Genomic DNA, 19,090 nt, shown 5'->3' on the forward strand with positions numbered 1-19,090 from the left:
TTTCGTTAATTTAATCTTCAAAATGAACTTGATCACCATCAAATGATGAAATTTTAGCAAGTGATTCTAAACGTACGCCACGTTCATGAATTAATTCGGCACCTTTTTGGAATGATTTTTCAATTACAATTCCAATTCCAGCAATTTCTGCCTTAGCTTCGTCACAAATTTGGAAGAGTCCTTCAGCTGCTTGGCCATTTGCCAAGAAGTCATCAATGATTAAAACACGATCGTTTTCACCTAAAAACTTGTTGGCAACGGCAATTGTATTTTCAACTTTCTTTGTGTACGAGTAAACAGAAGCAGAATATAAATCATTTTGCATCGTAACGCTCTTATTTTTACGTGCGAAGACAACAGGAACATGAAATTGTAACCCAACGAATACTGCTGGGGCAATACCTGATGATTCAACTGTTAAAATTTTAGTAATTTTTTCATTTTTGAATAATTCAGCAAATTCCACACCCATTGCTAACATTAAATCAGGATCAACTTGGTGATTTAAAAATTGATCGACCTTCAATACATCTCCTGGTAATACAATACCATCTTGCATAATTCTGTCTTCTAAAAGTTTCACGTGGGGTACGCTCCTCTTGCTATTTATATTTTTTTGGGTATAAAAATAGCTTTTTCACTTCGGTATAAGTAAAAAAGCTACATTCCGGTTTTGAATGACTTAAGAATAACATAATATAAGGGTAATTTCAATTTGAATCTACTCATTTATCGTTATTATACTTGACATTAATCCCGTTTATTTATCATATTTATCTAAATGATATTGTTTAATGATATCTGTTAATTTTGTACTATAATCATTATCTGTTGCGTACCCATCAACTACTAAAGCTGCTGCTGCATCTTCGTAAGTTGCTGCAGAAAGAACGTCAGCAAATTGTGTTTTATTCCATGTATTTCCATTAGCTAATAATTTCGAATGAGACATAATTGCTTCGTCCCAATCTTTGAAGACGATAAATTTAGCCGTAACCGTCTTCCATGTGCCATCTTTTTCTTGTTCTTTAGTTTTGAAATCTTTTGCACGTGCGCCCGTTCCTTTAATTCCAAATAGGTTATTGTAGTCTTTAGCTAAAGAACTCGTTCCCCAATCAGATTCTAAGATAGCTTGTGCAATTGTAATACTAGAAAAGACTTTATATTTTTTTTGCATTTTTTGTGCTTCAGGTGCTACTTTCTTAATAAATGCTTGTTTTTTAGCTTCTGCTGCTGCTTTTTTTGCTGATTCACTTGCTTCAATTTTTGAGGTTGATAATGACGTCGCAATAGATTCATCTCGAGCAACATTCTTTTTATGAACGTTCATTGAAACAACGACTGTAATAATACCAAGAATTAAAATTAAAACAACAATATTCGCAACTTGAATTTTACCGTTCTTTACAAAAATCCCCCGACCATTTTTCTTTTTCATTAGTACACCCGTCCCTATACATTTAATTGTTTCACTTATTTTACCCTAATTCTATATCTATTACCATCGTATTTTTTCTCTTTTTATTAAATTTCTGTTAAGCTTGAGCTATCTTAAATGAGACAGGAGAACATAATGACAAAAAATTTAAATTGGGGAATTATTGGACTTGGTAACATCGCTCACAGCTTTACAACTTACTTTGATCAACCATTTGGTGAAATCTATGCCGCTGGCTCAAGAAACTTAGAAAAAGCGCAAACTTTTGCTAACGAATTTAATATTCCACATGCCTATGGTAACTATGAAGACTTATTAGCTGATGATGAAATTGACATCGTTTACATTGCGACACCTCACAACTACCATATCGACACAATCTTGGCTGCACTTAAAGCTGGCAAGCACGTCTTAAGTGAAAAAGCAATCACCATGACTAGTGATGAACTTAAACAAGCAACTGATTTAGCTGAAGAAAAAGGCTTGATTTTACAAGAAGCAATGACTATTTATCATATGCCACTTTATAAAAAAATTATTGAAGTAGCTGAAGAAAAAAAATTAGGCAAACTAAAAATGGTCCAAGCCTCATTTGGTAGTTTTAAAGATCCTGATCCAACAAATCGTTTCTTCAATCCTGATTTAGCTGGTGGCGCATTATTAGATATCGGTGTTTATGCATTAGCCTTTGTCCGTCAATTCATGACAGCCACACCAGAAATCACAGGTTCAGCAATGAATTTATTCGAATCAGGTGTTGACGAATCTGAAACGATTAGTTTACAAAATGCCAATAATGAACTCGCAACTGTTGCCTTAACATTCAGAGCTAAAATGCCTAAAATGGGTATTATTGCTTATGAAGGTGGTTACTTTACTGTTTACGATTATCCTCGAGCTAATAAAGCTGCTCTTGTATTATCTGATGGAACAGCTACAGAAATCACTGCCGGCCATACAAAACAAGCCATGAATTATGAAATTAAAGATGTTCAAGATATGGTTTTGGGTAATTTAAATCCTAAACCATTCTTAGAAAAAACAACAGATGTTATGTCAATAATGACACAAGCTCGTGAACAATGGGGCTTTAAATATCCTTTTGAAAAATAAGCTTCATCTGAAAAGTTATCACTAGAAATTGTTGATAACTTTTTTTAATTCCATGCTACACTAAAAGAAAAAGAGTTGGAGTTAATTTTATGAAACGAAAGAAACGTTATATTCAGAATCGAACACGTAATTATCTAATTGGACTTGCTGTCATTTTAGTTGTCTCCCTTTTCAGCGGAAAATTACCTAGTACTGTAAAAGATTTGCTACAAACAAATGGCAATTCAACTTCAGTCAATGTTAAAAATGGGACAGGAACAGCAAATACTAGTTCTATTAATAGTAGCAAGGCCATTAATGGAATTGTGGATAATGGTGCGCCAACCTTTTCAAAAAGTGATCTTGCAGATAATGCCAATGGTTGGATAAAATACGGCGCTCTTGACTCTCTTGGCCGTGCTACTCAGGCCAATGCTCTTTTAGTTAAAGCTTTAGAATCTAGAGGGTCATCAGCAGATTCTTCAATTCGACCAACTGGTTTTGTGTCAGGGCTGTCACCTTATTTTCATTCCCGTGGACATTTAATCGGTCGACAACTTGGTGGTAGTGGTGATAAAAAAGAAAATTTAGCAACATTATATCAAAACCCTGTTAACACACCCTACATGACCAAGTATGAAAACGCAGTTCGTGCAGCAGTTGATAAAGGAGATCATGTCCGTTATCAGGTAACACCAATTTTTTCTGGTAAGTCACTTTTCCCTAAAGCAATTCAAATGCAAGGTAAAAGTACAACTTCTTGGGGCAATATTAAATTTAATGTTACTATTTTGAATAAACGTTAATTCAAAGGAGTGTGTTATTCATGTTCACAGAATTAAAAAGTCAACTGATAGATTCAGCACCACAAACGCTACAACAATTATTACTTAATTCAAATATCCGTCAGACAAATGATGGCTATTTACAATTTCCTGGCAGCTCACTTCAAACACAATTTTTAGAAACAATGAACTTCTTGAAAACACCTGATACTATCTCTTTGAACTGGGATGACGTTTGTATCTTAGGTCAGACAATTGATGGTGATTATCTAGCAGGTGATCACTATTCAACAACCTTTTTTATTCCTAGTAGTCTGCTAGCAGATGATACTGAAATTCATCATATGCCTATAATCGACGCATTAATTGCACTAGAAAATGGAACATTAGATTCTAAAATTATTTCTAAATTCAACTAAAAAAAGTTATTAACAGCGAAATATCATTCGTTGTTAATAACTTTTTTATTTTTACCTATTAGCATCGTGTATTTTGTTCTCTAACTTTTCCGAACTATTTTTTGTAAAGGTCTTGCTATCAATGGCGCAACAATCCCTGCTAAAATCATCTCTGGAATACCGTTTGTGACAACTAGTCCCATAATATATGGTAATAATTGTGCCATATCAACTTTATAAAAATTAGCTGCTTGCCCATGATATAAAAGATAGATAAGGCCTAAAACTAAAACCGTATTAACCAATGAACCAAAAACAGAGGCAATAATCATGGCTAACGTTTTGTTTTTCCACCATTTATATAAAAAGTAAAAAATGACTGCTGTCACAATTCCAATTAAAATTCTTGGCACAATTGCTATAAGTGGATTTGTAAAAACAATGGGTGCAAGTGGACTAGTTGGCGACACAAACGCCCTGATAAATGTGATTAATCCCCAGACACCACCGATAAATGCACCATCTTTCCAGCCAAACACTAAAGCAGCAACAATCACCGTGATATGAATGGTTGTGATGCTTAAGGGGCCAACAGGGATGTAACCAAATAATGGCACAAAATTTTGAACAATAATGATTGAAATAAATAACGCCAAAATACTCATATGATATGTTTTATTATTAGTTTTCATCTACTTACTCCTACAAATTTAATCATTTCACTTCCGTTCCCTTATTATAACCGATTTAACGATTGTTACCATTTAATATGCAAAAAAATAGAACGTCACTAATTATAGAGGTAATCAGTGACGTTCTATTTTAAATAAATTTTATATTACATGAATGAGATAAGGGTCGTTAAAACAGGAACAACAATGATGAACAAGATTGTACTTGTTGTAACAATGTTTGTTGCGTATTTAACGTCTCCATGTGCTTCATTAGCTAAGATTGGTAATACGGCTAACATTGGTGTAGCTGATTGAACAATCAAAGTTTTTTGTAATAATGGTGCTAAATCTGCACCAGTTAAATGTGTACCTAAAAGAATAACAGCGATTAAAATGATTGGTGATAAAATAAAACGTCCAAGTAATGCAACGACTGTATCACGATCAAATCTGATACTCTTCAAACCGGCTTTAGCTAACACAATACCAATATAGATTAATGATAATGGTGTAACTAATCCACCAACATAACCTAATGTTTGGCTAATAAAATCAGGAACTGGAATTGCAAGAACCAAGAAGATTAATGCAACGATGAACCCAACAAGTGGCATTGGGATTACTTTAGCCCAGTTAATTTTCTTTTTCGTTTTATCTGATTTGTCTTTTGTTGGATCATCATTTGAAATTAAGAAAACACCAAATGCCCATGTTGAAACTGTATTAATAATATAGTAAACAAGGAAATATGAGATACTCTTATCGCCAAACAACGCAATATTTAAAGGTAAACCAATGAAAATTGTATTTGCATTAACAACGGCATTCATGAAGATACCACGACGACCAGGTTTGATGTTCAAGATATGAACAAGTGCCCATGCAATTAAGTAACCGATAATAACAGCAATTGCTGGGTAGAGTAAACTACCTGACAATGCAGCTAATTGATCACGTTTTAAATATTTTAAAACAGAAACGAAAATTGAAGCTGGTAAAGCAATTTTTGTAATTAATGATGAGATATTGCCACCAAATGAATCAGCGAACCAACCTTTAACTTGTAAAATGTATCCAAGTACCATCATCAAAACAACAACTAGAACACTTTGAATTGATTGGAAAAATACCATAATTAATTGTCCTTCTCTCTACGCTTTTTTTAGTATTTAGGTGTCCATTTCATATCTGAGACAGCCTTTTTAACATCTGTAATTGCTTCTTTGTTTAATTTTTGGTCAACAACACTTTGGGCAACTACTTCAGCAATTGTTTGTGAGAATTCTGCTAAATGTGTTACTGGTGGTAATACGGCAGCACCAACGGCTGTAGTATCAACGATTCCACCTAAAGCATGACTAGCTTGTGATAAGATTTCGCCATTAACTCTTGAAGATGTTGAAGCGATAATCCCAAATCCAAGACCTGGGTACATAAGTGCGTTGTTTGCTTGACCAATTTGGTAAGTAACACCTTTGTAATCAACATTATCAGCTGGAATACCAGTAGCAACTAAAGCTTTACCATCAGTCCATGCAATCAAATCTTCAGCCTTAGCTTCTGCTAATTTTGTAGGGTTTGATAATGGGAAGATGATTGGACGTTCAACATGTGAAGCCATGTCTTGAACAATTTCTTTTGTAAATGTACCAGGTTGTGTAGATGTACCAATCATAACAGTTGGTTGAACAGCTTTAACAACAGCTTCTAAAGAAGTTAATTCATCAGCATTAGCAAATTCTGAACGTTTATGCGTAAATTCTTTTTGGCCAGGTGTTAAGTCTTCTGTATCATCAAATAACAATCCTTGTTTATCAACTAAGAAGAAACGTTTGCGAGCATCTTCTTCTGAAACACCAGCGCGTTTCATTTCGTCCATAATTTGGTTAGCAATTCCGACACCAGCAGTACCAGCACCATAAGTAATAACTGTTTGGTCAACAATTGAACCTTTAGTGATACTTAGAGCACCTAAGATACCAGCTAAAACAACAATCCCTGTACCTTGGATATCATCATTAAATGTTGTGATTTCGTTTTGATATTTTTCAAGAATATTAGCAGCATTTGAACGGCCAAAATCTTCCCAATGTAATAACAATTCTGGGAACAAGTTCTTTGTACTTTGGACAAAGCCATCAACGAAGTCATAGTATTTGTCACCAGTTACACGTTCATGTTTGTTACCAAGGTATAATGGATCATTCAATAATGTTTCATTATTTGTTCCAGCATCAATAGAAACTGGTAAAACTTGTGAAGGATCAATTCCAGCAGCAGCTGTATAAACCATTAATTTACCAATTGCGATATCAACACCGTTGACACCCCAATCGCCCATACCTAAAATACCTTCAGCATCTGTCACAACGACTAAACGAATGTCACGTCCTGCAGCAGCATTTTTTAATGTTGCTTCGATATCTTCTGGATGATCAATTGATAAGAATGCAGCGTTTTGTGGATTTACATAAATTTCGTTGTATTCTTCGATTGAATCAGCAACAACTGGATCATAAACAACTGGCATAAATTCAGCCACATGTTGTCCCATTAAGTAGAAAAATAGTGTACGGTTTTCATTGAATAATTCCATTAAGAAATGGCGTTTTTCAAGACCAGTTTCTTTACTTAAATATTGTGCGTAGTTTTGTGTTGCTTGTTCTTCAATTGTTTGAACTTTAGCTGGTAACATACCAATAAGTCCTAATTCACGACGTTCTTCCATTGTAAATGCTGTACCTTTATTTACAAATGGGTTATTTAACATATCTTGTGCTTTTGTCATCATTAATTCCTCCATTATTTTTTTATATTTTATTTTCTCTTTAACTTACAAGAGCAAGAATACACCCCTTTAAAAATTATAGTCAAACATGTGTTATACTATAAATATTATTTATATGAGGATTATAAACGTTGATTTAGAGGAGATTATAATGAACATTCGAGATTTAGAATATTATCAACAAATAATTAATTTGAGAAATTTTTCAAAAGTTGCTCATTTTTTTTCAGTTAGTCAACCAACAATCACAACTGCAATGAAACGCTTAGAAACTGAATTAGACACAAATCTGATTATTCGTGATCAATCACATCATCAAGTTTCTTTTACACCAAGTGGTGAACAATTCGCTGAACATGTTAATATTATTCTCAAAGAATTAACAATTGCTAACCAAGAAATTAACCAACTTAAAAATGAGCACGTTCGATTTGGATTACCACCTATTATAGGAACGTACTATTTTCCGCAAATTGTCAGCAATTTATTTAATTCAGGTCTGATTAATCATCTAGATACAGTTGAGAACGGTTCCCAAGCCCTACTTCTTCAGTTAATAAACGGATCATTAGATATGGCTTTATTAGGTTCCGTTAAACCAATAGAAGATGACCGCTTAATTGCCAGAAATTTTGCATCTAAACACTTCAAGATTATCGTTAGCAAACATCATCCACTTGCTTCAAGAGAATCCGTTAAATTTTCTGAACTTCGAAATGAAAAATTTATTATGCAAAATGAGGGTTTTGTTCATCCAATCGCTTTTAAAGAGTTAACAACAAAAAATCATTTCAAACCAAAGATTATCTATACAACAAGTGACAGTCAGATTATTAAAAAAATGGTTACCGAAAATGTTGGTATTGGTTTTTTAACAGAACTAGCATTGGATGCTGCAGATGATTTAGTCTCACTCCCCTTATCGGAATTAGATCAACCTAAATTTTTAATGTCACTCGTTTATCGTACAAGTCATATTTTAACGCCTACACAAGCAAAATTAATTGACGTTTTAATTGATCCTTCTATCTAATAAGAGAATAACTTATACCTTAAATATAAAGGTATAAGTTATTCTTTTTATTATTTATAGCACCGCTTGACTAAATATCATTGACTAAAGAAACGTATGTTCGTATAATTGGATATATGTTAAGGAGGTTTCCTCGAATGTACAATTATAGTAACGAACCTAGAAAAGTCATCTTTATGATTGATTCAAAATCTTTCTATGCTTCTGTCGAATCAGTTGCACGCGGTCTTAATCCATTACGCTCTATTCTCGTTGTTATGTCTACAGCAAAGAATACAGGTAGCGGGTTAGTACTAGCTGCTAGCCCTATGGCTAAGAAAATATTTGGTATCACAAACGTATCACGAGCTACTGATGTTCCAATTCATGATAAACGTTTAGTTGTTGCCCAACCCAGAATGAATCTTTACATAGAAGAGAACTTAAAAATCAATAAGCTATTTCAACAATTTGCCTCAAATGACGATATTCACCCATACTCTATCGATGAGTCAATTATTGATATGACGACTAGTTGGAAACTTTTCGGAAATAGTCCCTATGAAGTTGCTCGTAAAATTCAACTTGCGGTCAAAGGGGAAACAGGAATTTATACAACCGTTGGTATTGGTGATAATCCACTTCTTGCTAAATTAGCTCTGGATATTGAAGCAAAACATAACCATAGTTTAATTGCTGAATGGCATTATGAAGACGTCCCCGATAAGTTATGGCCAATAACACAACTTGACGATATCTGGTCAATTGGATCTAAAACTGCCGAAAAATTACAAAAAAATCATATCAATTCAATGAACGATTTAGCTCACTTCAACCCATATGAATTAAAAAACAAATTTGGCGTAATTGGTAGCCAATTATTTGCGTTTTCTTGGGGAATTGATCGTTCAATCATTCATGATAAATATACCCCCAAGGAAAAATCCTATGGTAATAGCCAAGTCTTACCAAAAGACTATGTTATCCAATCTGAAATTGAAGTCGTTATTCGTGAAATTGCAGAACAAGTAGCAGCACGATTACGTTCTCATCACAAAGTGGCTACTGTCATTAATTTAGGCATTGGATTTTCTTTAGCCGAAACGACAGATTCTGGAAAAAGATATTCAGGCTTTGGTAGTTCATTAAAAATTGATTCAACAAATAGTAATGCCCAAATCACAAAATATGCCATCGACCTATTTCGAAAAAAATGGCGTCATGAAGCTCTAAGACATATTAGTATTTCGTGTGGCAAATTAGTTGACGATAATAGTCAACAATTAGACATGTTTGACACTAATAATACGGAACAAAAGAATCACAACTTGGACAATACCATTGACATCATACGAAAAAAATATGGTTTTAAATCGATCGTAAAACTTTCCAGTAAGTCTGAAGGTGCAACAGCTATTTATCGCGCTGGGTTAGTCGGTGGCCATGCTGGGGGTAATACCTATGAGTAAAACAACTGATGTTGATGCAAATTTGATAAATCAATTTTTAAAATATGATTATCACGATCGCGGTATGATGAAATGGCAAGGATTCTATTTAAGCGACCATACATCGGCTCGAACAAAAAAATTAAACGAAGAGACACGAAAACAGAAATTAACACATGACATTAAGATGAATGATACTAAAATTGCAGAAGTAATCAATTTGGCAATCATTAAATCCACCCCTGTCACTGTTGATCTCACTAATAAAAATTTGGATGATACACTTTTAGAACCTATACAGGGACTCATTAATGGCTGGTATGAAGATAATATAATTATCAATCATATCACCGTTAAAATTAATGATATTCATGCAATATCATTAAGCCAAATGACTAATGGAGAAGGTAGAAGAAGTATATAAGTAGATAACTTCTACTTACTATACTTCTTCTACCTTTTTTGTTTGATTAATTATAAAAAAACCTCCAGTATTGGATTGGTCCAATACTGGAGGTTCACTTTACTATTTTTTTTATTAAGCTTCTGGTAAATCTAATGTTTCGATTTTTGAATCTAACACTGGAGCATCGTCAGCTTTTTTAACTTTTTTAGTTGTTTTCTTTGGTGCTGCTGATTCTTCCTTAACTTCTTTAGCAGGTTCTTCATCGGGTGCAAATAATTTTGCACGAACTTCTTGGTCCATATCATGTAACATATCAGGTTTTTGTTCCAAAATATTAACGACATTTGGTTTACCTTGACCTAAACGTTCGCCATGGTATGAGAACCATGACCCAGCTTTTTCAGCAATACCATTTTCAACAGCAAGATCTAAGATATCAGCAGTAGCTGAGATACCTGACCCGTACATCATATTTAATTCAGCAATCTTAAATGGTGGTGCTACCTTGTTTTTAACAACTTTAATAGTTGTTTCATTACCAATGACATCCGTACCATCTTTAATTTGTCCACGGCGACGAACATCTAAGCGAATTGTTGCGTAGAATTTTAAGGCACGGCCACCTGGTGTTGTTTCAGGGCTACCGAACATGACACCAACTTTTTCACGTAATTGATTAATAAAAATAACAGTTGTTCTTGTTTTGTTGATTGAACCAGCCAATTTACGGAGAGCTTGTGACATCATACGAGCTTGTAACCCAACATGAGCGTCACCCATTTCGCCTTCAATTTCTGCACGAGGAACTAAAGCTGCAACTGAATCGATAACGACAAGATCAACGGCACCACTGGATACCAAAGCATCTGCAATTTCTAATCCTTGTTCACCAGTATCTGGCTGTGATAATAGTAATCCATCAATATCAACACCTAATGCTGTTGCATATGCGGGATCCATGGCATTTTCAGCATCGATATAAGCAACTGTACCACCATTTTTTTGGACTTCTGCTGTTGCATGAAGTGCAATTGTTGTTTTACCAGAACTTTCTGGTCCGTATATTTCAACAATACGGCCTTTAGGAAAACCACCAACTCCCAATGCGTAATCCAATGATAAAATCCCAGTTGAAGTAACATCAATCTTCGTGTCAGCTTTGTCCCCCATCTTCATGATGGCACCTTGTCCGAATTCTTTTGTAATTGCTGATAACGCTTTTTCTAGTGCTGCTTCGCGTTCTTTACCGTCTTTTCTTTTGCCGTCTCCGGTTGCAATACTTCTGTTAGCCATAGTTAGTAACCATCCTCTCAATAGTAGAACATCTGTTCGTTTCCATTTACTTATCATACCTCATTAAAATTTATATCGCAAGCGTTAAATCATCTTTACCGAAAATAAAAAGAACGATGCAATTATCGTTCTTACTAGGTATCGATGTATTCAATTATACTGCATGCTCATTAATTAAGTACGCCATTTTCTTAAATAATTTCTATTTATTTAACTTATTCCATCGATTCAATCTGACTAATTGTCTCTTTTAAAACGCGTCTGAACGTTGCAAGATCCTGCCCTGTAACTTGCGTTTCCAATTTACTTTCCAATTGATTCCAAAAGTCACTATTAAAAGTTGTTAGACCTTTATACTTATCCGTAACAGATAAGTGAACAACTCGTTTATCTGTTATATCAGCCTTTTTTTCCACTAATCCTAATGTGATTAATTTTTTCAAATGGTAATTCGTATTTGGCGTTGATTGATTCAACAATTTTGAAACGCGTCCAATTGTTGGACTGTTCAACTGTTCGATCGCATTTAGATAATAAGTATCAATTGTCCCCAATTGTTTAATGTTCATTAGTCCATCTTGTTTCCCATACAAGCTCAACAACTGATTTAATTTGTTGAAAGTCCCACTTAACTCAATCATTTTGACCCTCCTAGTTATAGATCGCCTTAGTTCCCACCCAAAATAAAGCAAAAAATTATTGATTTCTAATACATAAATGTTTATTTGACTTATTATAATGTAAAAAGAGGCGTATACACAAGTAATACGTCCCCGATTTTAATAAAAATATGTTATCACTGAAAACGTTTAACTACCTGTAACTGTTGAACCTTGCCAGCTAAGCATTCCGCCATATACATCAACAACATCATAACCTTTTTCAAATAGGATATCTGCAGCTTGTGCACTACGACGTCCTGATCGACAAATAATATATGCTTTACCTGTTAATTCATAATCGTCAACTTCATCTAACGGAATATTAATTGACCCAGGAATATGGCCTTCAGCAAACTCGTCATCTTCTCGAACATCAATAATCTGTGGCTTTTGTGCTAATAATAGGTCAAGTTCCGTAGTCGTAATTGTTGGAATATCATCTTCAAAGTTCATTTAGTTACCCTCTTTTATTTAGTTATGGTTTTTATTAGTCTGTATCAATTTATTATCTATATTATCATATGTTTTTATTTCATATTTTTCAAATATTTAGATTTTAATATTGATAGATTTAGAAGGCTCTAAGGTAAGACTTACGTCTCTTTTTAATTGGGAACAGCGTAGGTTATAACATAATACTAAAAATGGGTACTAAAAAGCCACTCCATAATAACGGAGTGGCCTCTTTATATTTAATTATTACTATCATGTATCACATGTTGATAAGAAACTAAGTTCTTCTTTAATTTTCCAAAAATTTTAACCAATGAATCATGAGCACTTTCCGTTGAACGATCTTCGGCTAAGTACTGCCACGTTGAAATAATCAATAACAGTGACACAAAAATTAATGGGAACCCAGCTAATAAACAGATAGCTTGGATTGTTTTAAAACCACCAACGAAGACGATACCAAATGAGAATAACATGAAAATTCCCATCCAAACCAAGCGGTTAAACAAACTTGGTTGCTCTGTCGGTTTGAGTTTTGTACTAGTAAACGACGACACGATAAATGCAGATGATGAAATCGTCGTTGCTAAGAAGATAAAACATGAAATCGCATAGATAACTAACATTACGTATTTAAATGGCAATGTTGAAATAACTTGTGCAATTGCTGCAGCTTGACCATATACATTCAGTGTATGAATTAAATCAGCAGCTCCACTTTGTTGTAAATAGAGTGAATAACCACCTAAGATTGCGTAGAAACTCATACATCCTAAAGCACCATACGCAAGCATCCCTAATATCACCTGACGAATCGTTCGTCCACGCGAAATTCTAGCAATGAATAAGCCCATGAATGGCATGAAAGTTAACCACCAACCCCAATAGAAAATAGTTTCCGATTTAACAGGGTCAATCGCATGACCTAATCCTGAAGCTGTCCCTGTACTCATTGCTACAAACTGAGTAACCATCAGTACAAGACTGTTACCTTCTGACTTCAAAATATAAACCGTTGGTCCAACTAACAGAACAATTAACAAAAAGCCAATGGCTGTCCAAATATGAGCTGAACTCAATCGATCAATCCCACCCTTAATTCCTTTAAACATGGTTAACGTGAAAATGCTGAACAGGACAACAAATAATGCTAATTTTAAAAGTATTGTATCTTGGACTCCCGTTAATGTTGCGATAATTTTTGATAATACAGGTATTTCCATCCCAACTGATGAACCAACACCGCCCATAATACCGAAAACGACAAGAAAATCAATTATTTTTCGTAAGATTTTTTTATAAGGCTGATCCCCTTTTAACATAGGAATCACATCACTAACACACATAACTTTCGCTTTTTTAACGTACATAACGTATGAAATAATTACAGCTGAAGATGCAAACATCATCCACGCCATTGGACCCCAATCAAATTGACCTAACATGTGAGCATTTTGATAATTAGCAGGAGACATCGCTTTAGCACCAAACAAAGGTTGTTGCACGTAGCGAAGTGGATCAACCATGCTAAGCATTAAAATACTGGCATCAATGGCCGTCGCAAATACCATACTACCCCATTTAAAATCACTGTATGCCGGCTTTTCGCCTTTATTACCCAATGTAATTTTGCCATAATGGCTTAATGCAATATATAAAAAGAAAACAAAATTGAGAATATAGATACCAAGGTAAGCCCAACTCAAGTGGGCCGTAATAGCATCCATTATTGAACCTAATTCTGCCTTCAAACCAGACCCACCGAGTAATAATCCAACTGATACTAAAATAAATAATGCCACAGTCGGTAAAAACATTTTTTTGTCGATATTCTGTTTTTCTAAAATAAAAATTTCCTCCTAAATTTTAGAGCACGATCTTTAATTCATCGCCGTACTCACTCCGATAATTCTGCTTTTAATTGCACAAAAAAAGCACACTGATACAGTTTCTCCACTAGGGATATCTGCACAGCGTGCTTGTTAGCTTTGCTATCTTATACAAATACTCATAACGTAAATTATAATATTCTATCGAATCACTTACCTGGACTCACGTCACCGTTATCATCTAGATAACGAATAATTCGTGCCGGGTTACCCGCAATTACGAGATCATCACCAAACGATTTTGTGACCACAGATCCAGCGCCGACAACGACTCGATTACCAATCGTAACTCCTGGTAAAATCGTGACGTGTCCACCCATCCAGACACTATCACCAACCGTAATTGGTTTACCCATTTCAACATCCGCATCACGTAATTTTGCAGATAAGGGGTGTACTGGCGTGTAAAATCCAACGTCTGGTCCAATGTAACAATGATCACCAATTGTGATTGGACAAGTGTCCAACATCGTTAAATGGTAGTTCGCATAAAAGTGATTTCCGATATGAATATTAAATCCATAATCAAATTCGATTCCCGTTTCGGCCCAAAAGTCTTCACCGGAATCAGCCAATAATGCTTTAATATTTGTATTTTGTTGCTTATTATCGTCAAGCTGGTTAATTGTCCGCAGTTTTCTCCGAATCAGTTCTCGTCGTTCAACTAGTTCAGGATCCAACTGCTCATACGGTTCACCATCTGACATCTTTTCTCTCTCAGTTTTTATCATGTTATAAGAATACCACTTATGTCATGATTTGTTAAATAGAAATTTATTTTCTATAAACACAGTAAAATAAAGCTATTTTATTAACATTAATTGAATTGGATTAATTTTAATTAGAGTAAATTTTAACCCTATTATTACAGAAAAATCTTCTAATAACAATTCACAGCATATTCGCTGTTCATCAATCATTAGAAGATTTATTTAACTTATTTTATCAACAAATAGTTGTGTTATTTGTTTAGGTCTTGTAATAACGCCACCGACAACTGCCGAAAATGCGCCAATATCAAATGCTCTCTTAACTTCTTCTGGAGTCGTTGTATGACCCTCCATAATAACAGGGATTTTAAGATTTTTAATTAACTTTTCTAGTAAATCAAAATCTGGGCTATCCCTTTCGTCCGTATATTCTGTATATCCTGACATCGTTGTAGAAACCATATCAAATCCATTTTTTTCAGCCATAACGCCTTCTTCATAATTAGAAATATCTGCCATGGCTAATCTATTTCCTTCATGAATTTTATTGACTAAATCAGTTACCTTTTCATTATGAGGCCGTTGTCTAACCGTTGCATCTAATGCAATAATCTCAGCGTCAGTTTCCAGTAATTCATCTACTTCTTTCATCGTTGCTGTAATATAGACTTCTGAATCTGCATAATCTCGTTTGATTATGCCAATCAACGGTAATTTTACTTGTTTTTTAATTTCTACAATATCAGAAACTGAATTTGCTCGTATCCCCACAGCACCACCCATCTCAGCTGCAAGGGCCATTCTCCCCATGATAAATGAACTAAATAATGGTTCACCTTCTAGTGCCTGACAAGAAACAACTAACCCATTCTTTATTTCATCTAAATTCATCATATTATCTCCCTTTATATATCACTAGCATTTGTCTCAATAACTTGTTTATACCAATCAAAACTATCTTTCTTGTAACGTTTCAATGAGCCATTTCCATCGTCATCTTGATCAACATAAATGAACCCATAACGTTTACTCATTTCTGAAGTTGATGCGCTAATTAAATCAATGCAGCCCCACATTGTGTACCCCATTAAATCAACACCATCCATAACAGCTTCTTTCATTTGAATGATATGTTCTTCAAGATACTTAATGCGATAGTCATCATGAACTTTGCCATCATCGCCTAACTTATCTAGGGCCCCAATTCCATTTTCAACAATAAATAGTGGCACACGGTAACGATCCCACATTGCATTCAATGTGATTCTTAATCCAATGGGATCAATTTGCCAACCCCAGTCACTTGTTTCTAAGTAAGGATTTTTTTCACCATTAATCATATTTCCTAACGATGTATCACCCGTTTTGCCAGCTGAAGTGACCGTTGACATATAATAACTAAAACTAAGGAACGCAACTTTGCCCATTTTAAGAATAGCTTCATCCCCTGGCTCCATCACAATATGAACATCATTTTCTTTGAAATAGCGGTTCATGTATTCAGGGTATTCGCCGCGGACTTGAACATCGGTGAAGAACAAGTTTAAATTATCATTTTCTTGAGCGGCACGAACATCTGCTGGATTAGGCGTTGATGGATAAGTTTGCATTCTAGCAAGCATACAACCTACCACAAAATCAGGATTAATTTTCCGTGCTTGTTCAACTACCAAAGCACTTGCGATAAATTGGTGATGAACAGCTTGATACCGAATTTGTAATTGTTCTCTCTGTGTTAATTCACTGTCAACAGCACCCGTTTCCATGAAACCAAATGAGCTAACATTAATTTCGTTAAACGTTAACCAATATTTAACCTTATCTTTAAAACGGTTAAGTACAACGTCCGTGTAATGTGTAAAACTAGCAATTGTGTCACGGCTTACCCACCCATTTTGTTTAACTGTCAAATCAAGTGGCATTTCATAATGCGATAATGTGACAACAGGTTCAATATCATACTTAGCTAACTCATCAAAAACGCGGTCATAAAATGCTAACCCAGCTTCATTGGGTTCCGTTTCATTACCATTTGGAAAAATTCGTGCCCATGCCATAGACATCCGGTATGTTTTAAAACCCATTTCTGCAAATAATTTAATATCTTCTTTATAATTATGATAGAAATCAATCCCACGACGTTTTGGATAATGGTCAGTGGTTTTATCGTCCATCGCTTCTTCAATGACTTTCATTGTGACAGAACCAAGATTCATTTCTGTTCTTTTTTCAGATTTACGAATAACTTCAGCAGTAGTCATCCCTTTGCCATCTAAATCCCAGCCACCTTCAACTTGGTTTGCAGCTGTTGCGCCACCCCATAAGAAACCTTTTTTAAACCCTTTTGGATAATCTGTTTTATACATATTAATACACTCCTTCAAAGTTTTTTGTTTAACTTATGTATCTGTGAACTATTTCAAATAGAGGTTTTACTAGTTTTTTTCAAAAAAATTACCTATTGATAACTAAACAAATAGTTATCAATAGGTAATGCCTGATCGAATCAGTTACAGCCCTTATTTGACAAATTAAGTATATCAAATATAGTAAGCGCTGTCAAAGTTAGTTTAAAGGCTTACTCACCTTGCCTTATTTTTTCAATAACCTGAATAATATTAAACGTATCCTGTAGGCTATGTCGCTCACAAGTCTTTGCACCAATTTCAACTAGATTAATAAAAGCTTGAATTTCAAGCGTCATATCATCTCCAACGATACTATAGTCCCGATTAATTTTTTGTCCATCATTTAATTCAATCGTATATTTTTCAATTCGATTATACATTGGAATAACGATACGACCTTGTTGCCCAACAATAATCGCAACTCGCGGTTTAGCTTCATTTATTGCGCCTTCAATGAGTGCCTGAGCGCCTTTTTCAAAATGTATCGTTGCTGAAAATTTTTCATCAATCCCATTATGCATGTCTAATTTTGATTCAATATGCGAAATATCTGAACCTAAAATTTCTAACACAAAACCAATTGGATAAGTACCGATATCGTTCAAAGCACCACCCTGTCCTTTTTGAAGTAAATATGAAGTTGCTTTTTGAGATGGAATGGCATTAGAACAAAAGTTAGCTGACATGGTTTGGATGGGTCCGATTGAAGCTAAATCTTGTTTTAAATGATCCATACCGATGTTAAATTTTGTTTTAAACGCTTCAACAAATAAGGTTTGATTTTCACTTGAAGCTAATTCAATTTCTTTCATATCTGTCGTTGTTAGTACAGCCGGTTTTTCACAAAATACCGGAATATTTAGCTTCAACGCCTTTAGTGACCACTCTTTATGCAACATATGTGGCAATGCGATATAAACGCCATCAATCGAATCATCGCCTAAAAGAGCTTGATATGAATCATAAATGGTTATATCTGGATTATTCGCTTTAAACACATCGTCATTAAATAATGACTTTGATCCAATTGCTGTAACTTGTCCATTTTTTGTATATCGAATACTTTCATAAAATCGCTTTGCAATATTACCGTAACCAATAATTCCAAAATTCATTGTTCTTATCTCCATTTCTATTTAACCGTTTTCATTAATTATAGCCGACTCATACAGTATGCACCAAATTAAATTTCAAACTCAAAAAGGTCACCCCATTTCCGGGGTGACCTTCTCGTGATTCAATCTTATTTTTTAACCTACAAGTTCAATTTTGTTTCCTTCAGGGTCCAAAATGACTGCTTCATAATAGCCATCCCCTGTTGTCCGAGGGCCACTAACAACTTCTATTCCAGATTTTTTAAAATCAATCACCATTTGATCAACGGTCACATGATTCTCAACAGAAAAGGCTAAATGTGCATAACCAAATCCATCAGGATAGCGATCTGTAATATCCGTTCTCGTCATAATTTCTAATCTTGCTTGACCATCTGGAAAGCTCAAAAAGTATGACGAAAATCCTTTAGTCCCATTGTCATAACGCACACCAAAAGTTGCCTTAAAATTAGTCACATAAAAATCACGCATTGCTTCAAGATTTTCTACCCATAAACCAACGTGTTCGATTTTCATTTG

The 19,090-nt window shown here is 34.6% G+C and carries 20 protein-coding genes; 6 read left to right on the forward strand and 14 right to left on the reverse strand.

The genetic code is table 11. From position 1 onward, the window contains the following. Positions 1-10: 10 nt before the first annotated feature. Entirely contained in the window at positions 11-583 is a 573-nt protein-coding gene (locus AC1RPY_RS04695) for a xanthine phosphoribosyltransferase (RefSeq protein WP_409022073.1), read from the reverse strand. 177 nt (positions 584-760) lie between these two features. Beyond that, positions 761-1,438 (reverse strand): glycoside hydrolase family 73 protein, encoded by a 678-nt coding sequence (locus AC1RPY_RS04700; RefSeq protein WP_481761576.1) that lies wholly within the window; start codon positions 1,436-1,438, stop codon positions 761-763. A gap of 135 nt (positions 1,439-1,573) precedes the next feature. On the opposite strand from AC1RPY_RS04700, the gene AC1RPY_RS04705 reads away from it, so the two are divergent. The 3 genes from AC1RPY_RS04705 (at position 1,574) to AC1RPY_RS04715 (ending at position 3,734) form a co-directional block, all read left to right on the forward strand. Further along, complete coding sequence (locus tag AC1RPY_RS04705; protein WP_481761577.1) at positions 1,574-2,551, forward strand: Gfo/Idh/MocA family protein; 978 nt, start codon at positions 1,574-1,576, stop codon at positions 2,549-2,551. Between the two features lie 89 nt (positions 2,552-2,640). Then, the gene (locus AC1RPY_RS04710; RefSeq protein ID WP_481761578.1) at positions 2,641-3,336 is read left to right on the forward strand and encodes a DNA/RNA non-specific endonuclease; all 696 of its coding nucleotides are present in this window, start codon (positions 2,641-2,643) and stop codon (positions 3,334-3,336) included. Positions 3,337-3,356: 20 nt separating this feature from the next. Continuing rightward, positions 3,357-3,734, forward strand: coding sequence for a hypothetical protein (locus AC1RPY_RS04715; protein WP_481761579.1), 378 nt, complete (start codon positions 3,357-3,359; stop codon positions 3,732-3,734). A gap of 80 nt (positions 3,735-3,814) precedes the next feature. Here the strand turns inward: AC1RPY_RS04715 and AC1RPY_RS04720 are convergent, their stop codons facing one another. The 3 genes from AC1RPY_RS04720 to AC1RPY_RS04730 form a co-directional block, all read right to left on the reverse strand. Further along, a complete protein-coding gene (locus AC1RPY_RS04720) occupies positions 3,815-4,405 on the reverse strand; it encodes an ECF transporter S component (RefSeq protein ID WP_409022067.1) in 591 nt (196 codons plus the stop codon). Positions 4,406-4,551: 146 nt separating this feature from the next. Further along, positions 4,552-5,520, reverse strand: a complete 969-nt coding sequence (locus tag AC1RPY_RS04725; protein ID WP_409022066.1) for an AEC family transporter — start codon at positions 5,518-5,520, stop codon at positions 4,552-4,554. A 29-nt stretch (positions 5,521-5,549) separates the two neighbouring features. Beyond that, positions 5,550-7,190, reverse strand: a complete 1,641-nt coding sequence (locus tag AC1RPY_RS04730) for a malolactic enzyme (RefSeq protein ID WP_481761580.1) — start codon at positions 7,188-7,190, stop codon at positions 5,550-5,552. 136 nt (positions 7,191-7,326) lie between these two features. Here AC1RPY_RS04730 and AC1RPY_RS04735 point away from each other — a divergent pair, with 136 nt between their 5' ends. The 3 genes from AC1RPY_RS04735 to AC1RPY_RS04745 all read left to right on the forward strand — a co-directional run bounded on the left by AC1RPY_RS04735 (position 7,327) and on the right by AC1RPY_RS04745 (position 10,059). Further along, positions 7,327-8,208, forward strand: coding sequence for a LysR family transcriptional regulator (locus AC1RPY_RS04735; protein ID WP_481761581.1), 882 nt, complete (start codon positions 7,327-7,329; stop codon positions 8,206-8,208). Between the two features lie 137 nt (positions 8,209-8,345). Continuing rightward, positions 8,346-9,656, forward strand: a complete 1,311-nt coding sequence (locus AC1RPY_RS04740) for a Y-family DNA polymerase (protein WP_481761582.1) — start codon at positions 8,346-8,348, stop codon at positions 9,654-9,656. Beyond that, positions 9,649-10,059, forward strand: a complete 411-nt coding sequence (locus AC1RPY_RS04745) for a hypothetical protein (protein ID WP_481761583.1) — start codon at positions 9,649-9,651, stop codon at positions 10,057-10,059. Before AC1RPY_RS04740 ends, AC1RPY_RS04745 begins: the two co-directional genes overlap by 8 nt. Positions 10,060-10,173: 114 nt before the next feature. Here the strand turns inward: AC1RPY_RS04745 and recA are convergent, their stop codons facing one another. The 9 genes from recA to AC1RPY_RS04790 form a co-directional block, all read right to left on the reverse strand. Next, entirely contained in the window at positions 10,174-11,334 is a 1,161-nt protein-coding gene (recA, locus tag AC1RPY_RS04750) for a recombinase RecA (RefSeq protein WP_481761584.1), read from the reverse strand. Positions 11,335-11,549: 215 nt separating this feature from the next. Then, on the reverse strand, positions 11,550-11,975 hold the full coding sequence (locus AC1RPY_RS04755; RefSeq protein WP_409022061.1) for a MarR family winged helix-turn-helix transcriptional regulator: 426 nt from the start codon (positions 11,973-11,975) through the stop codon (positions 11,550-11,552). Between the two features lie 168 nt (positions 11,976-12,143). Then, entirely contained in the window at positions 12,144-12,449 is a 306-nt protein-coding gene (locus AC1RPY_RS04760; protein WP_481761585.1) for a rhodanese-like domain-containing protein, read from the reverse strand. 239 nt (positions 12,450-12,688) lie between these two features. Beyond that, the gene (locus AC1RPY_RS04765; RefSeq protein WP_481761586.1) at positions 12,689-14,266 is read right to left on the reverse strand and encodes a BCCT family transporter; all 1,578 of its coding nucleotides are present in this window, start codon (positions 14,264-14,266) and stop codon (positions 12,689-12,691) included. 221 nt (positions 14,267-14,487) lie between these two features. Further along, positions 14,488-15,069: a sugar O-acetyltransferase gene (locus tag AC1RPY_RS04770; RefSeq protein ID WP_409022058.1), complete on the reverse strand. Its 582-nt coding sequence runs from the start codon at positions 15,067-15,069 to the stop codon at positions 14,488-14,490. A 201-nt stretch (positions 15,070-15,270) separates the two neighbouring features. Further along, a complete protein-coding gene (locus tag AC1RPY_RS04775) occupies positions 15,271-15,942 on the reverse strand; it encodes an N-acetylmannosamine-6-phosphate 2-epimerase (protein WP_481761587.1) in 672 nt (223 codons plus the stop codon). Positions 15,943-15,953: 11 nt separating this feature from the next. Continuing rightward, complete coding sequence (locus AC1RPY_RS04780; protein WP_481761588.1) at positions 15,954-17,414, reverse strand: glycoside hydrolase family 1 protein; 1,461 nt, start codon at positions 17,412-17,414, stop codon at positions 15,954-15,956. A gap of 212 nt (positions 17,415-17,626) precedes the next feature. Beyond that, on the reverse strand, positions 17,627-18,571 hold the full coding sequence (locus AC1RPY_RS04785) for a Gfo/Idh/MocA family protein (protein ID WP_481761589.1): 945 nt from the start codon (positions 18,569-18,571) through the stop codon (positions 17,627-17,629). A 135-nt stretch (positions 18,572-18,706) separates the two neighbouring features. Beyond that, a complete protein-coding gene (locus AC1RPY_RS04790; protein WP_481761590.1) occupies positions 18,707-19,087 on the reverse strand; it encodes a VOC family protein in 381 nt (126 codons plus the stop codon). Positions 19,088-19,090: the final 3 nt, after the last annotated feature.

Source organism: Dellaglioa sp. CoH-56-MRSF-12 (genome assembly GCF_056782075.1).

Coding starts and splice junctions, on each gene's coding strand:
- AC1RPY_RS04700 (WP_481761576.1), bottom strand. CDS start 1,438: ATGAAAAAGAAAAATGGTCGGGGGATTTTTGTAAAGAACGGTAAAATT.
- AC1RPY_RS04705 (WP_481761577.1), top strand. CDS start 1,574: ATGACAAAAAATTTAAATTGGGGAATTATTGGACTTGGTAACATCGCT.
- AC1RPY_RS04710 (WP_481761578.1), top strand. CDS start 2,641: ATGAAACGAAAGAAACGTTATATTCAGAATCGAACACGTAATTATCTA.
- AC1RPY_RS04715 (WP_481761579.1), top strand. CDS start 3,357: ATGTTCACAGAATTAAAAAGTCAACTGATAGATTCAGCACCACAAACG.
- AC1RPY_RS04720 (WP_409022067.1), bottom strand. CDS start 4,405: ATGAAAACTAATAATAAAACATATCATATGAGTATTTTGGCGTTATTT.
- AC1RPY_RS04725 (WP_409022066.1), bottom strand. CDS start 5,520: ATGGTATTTTTCCAATCAATTCAAAGTGTTCTAGTTGTTGTTTTGATG.
- AC1RPY_RS04730 (WP_481761580.1), bottom strand. CDS start 7,190: ATGGAGGAATTAATGATGACAAAAGCACAAGATATGTTAAATAACCCA.
- AC1RPY_RS04735 (WP_481761581.1), top strand. CDS start 7,327: ATGAACATTCGAGATTTAGAATATTATCAACAAATAATTAATTTGAGA.
- AC1RPY_RS04740 (WP_481761582.1), top strand. CDS start 8,346: ATGTACAATTATAGTAACGAACCTAGAAAAGTCATCTTTATGATTGAT.
- AC1RPY_RS04745 (WP_481761583.1), top strand. CDS start 9,649: ATGAGTAAAACAACTGATGTTGATGCAAATTTGATAAATCAATTTTTA.
- recA (WP_481761584.1), bottom strand. CDS start 11,334: ATGGCTAACAGAAGTATTGCAACCGGAGACGGCAAAAGAAAAGACGGT.
- AC1RPY_RS04755 (WP_409022061.1), bottom strand. CDS start 11,975: ATGATTGAGTTAAGTGGGACTTTCAACAAATTAAATCAGTTGTTGAGC.
- AC1RPY_RS04760 (WP_481761585.1), bottom strand. CDS start 12,449: ATGAACTTTGAAGATGATATTCCAACAATTACGACTACGGAACTTGAC.
- AC1RPY_RS04765 (WP_481761586.1), bottom strand. CDS start 14,266: ATGTTTTTACCGACTGTGGCATTATTTATTTTAGTATCAGTTGGATTA.
- AC1RPY_RS04770 (WP_409022058.1), bottom strand. CDS start 15,069: ATGATAAAAACTGAGAGAGAAAAGATGTCAGATGGTGAACCGTATGAG.
- AC1RPY_RS04775 (WP_481761587.1), bottom strand. CDS start 15,942: ATGATGAATTTAGATGAAATAAAGAATGGGTTAGTTGTTTCTTGTCAG.
- AC1RPY_RS04780 (WP_481761588.1), bottom strand. CDS start 17,414: ATGTATAAAACAGATTATCCAAAAGGGTTTAAAAAAGGTTTCTTATGG.
- AC1RPY_RS04785 (WP_481761589.1), bottom strand. CDS start 18,571: ATGAATTTTGGAATTATTGGTTACGGTAATATTGCAAAGCGATTTTAT.
- AC1RPY_RS04790 (WP_481761590.1), bottom strand. CDS start 19,087: ATGAAAATCGAACACGTTGGTTTATGGGTAGAAAATCTTGAAGCAATG.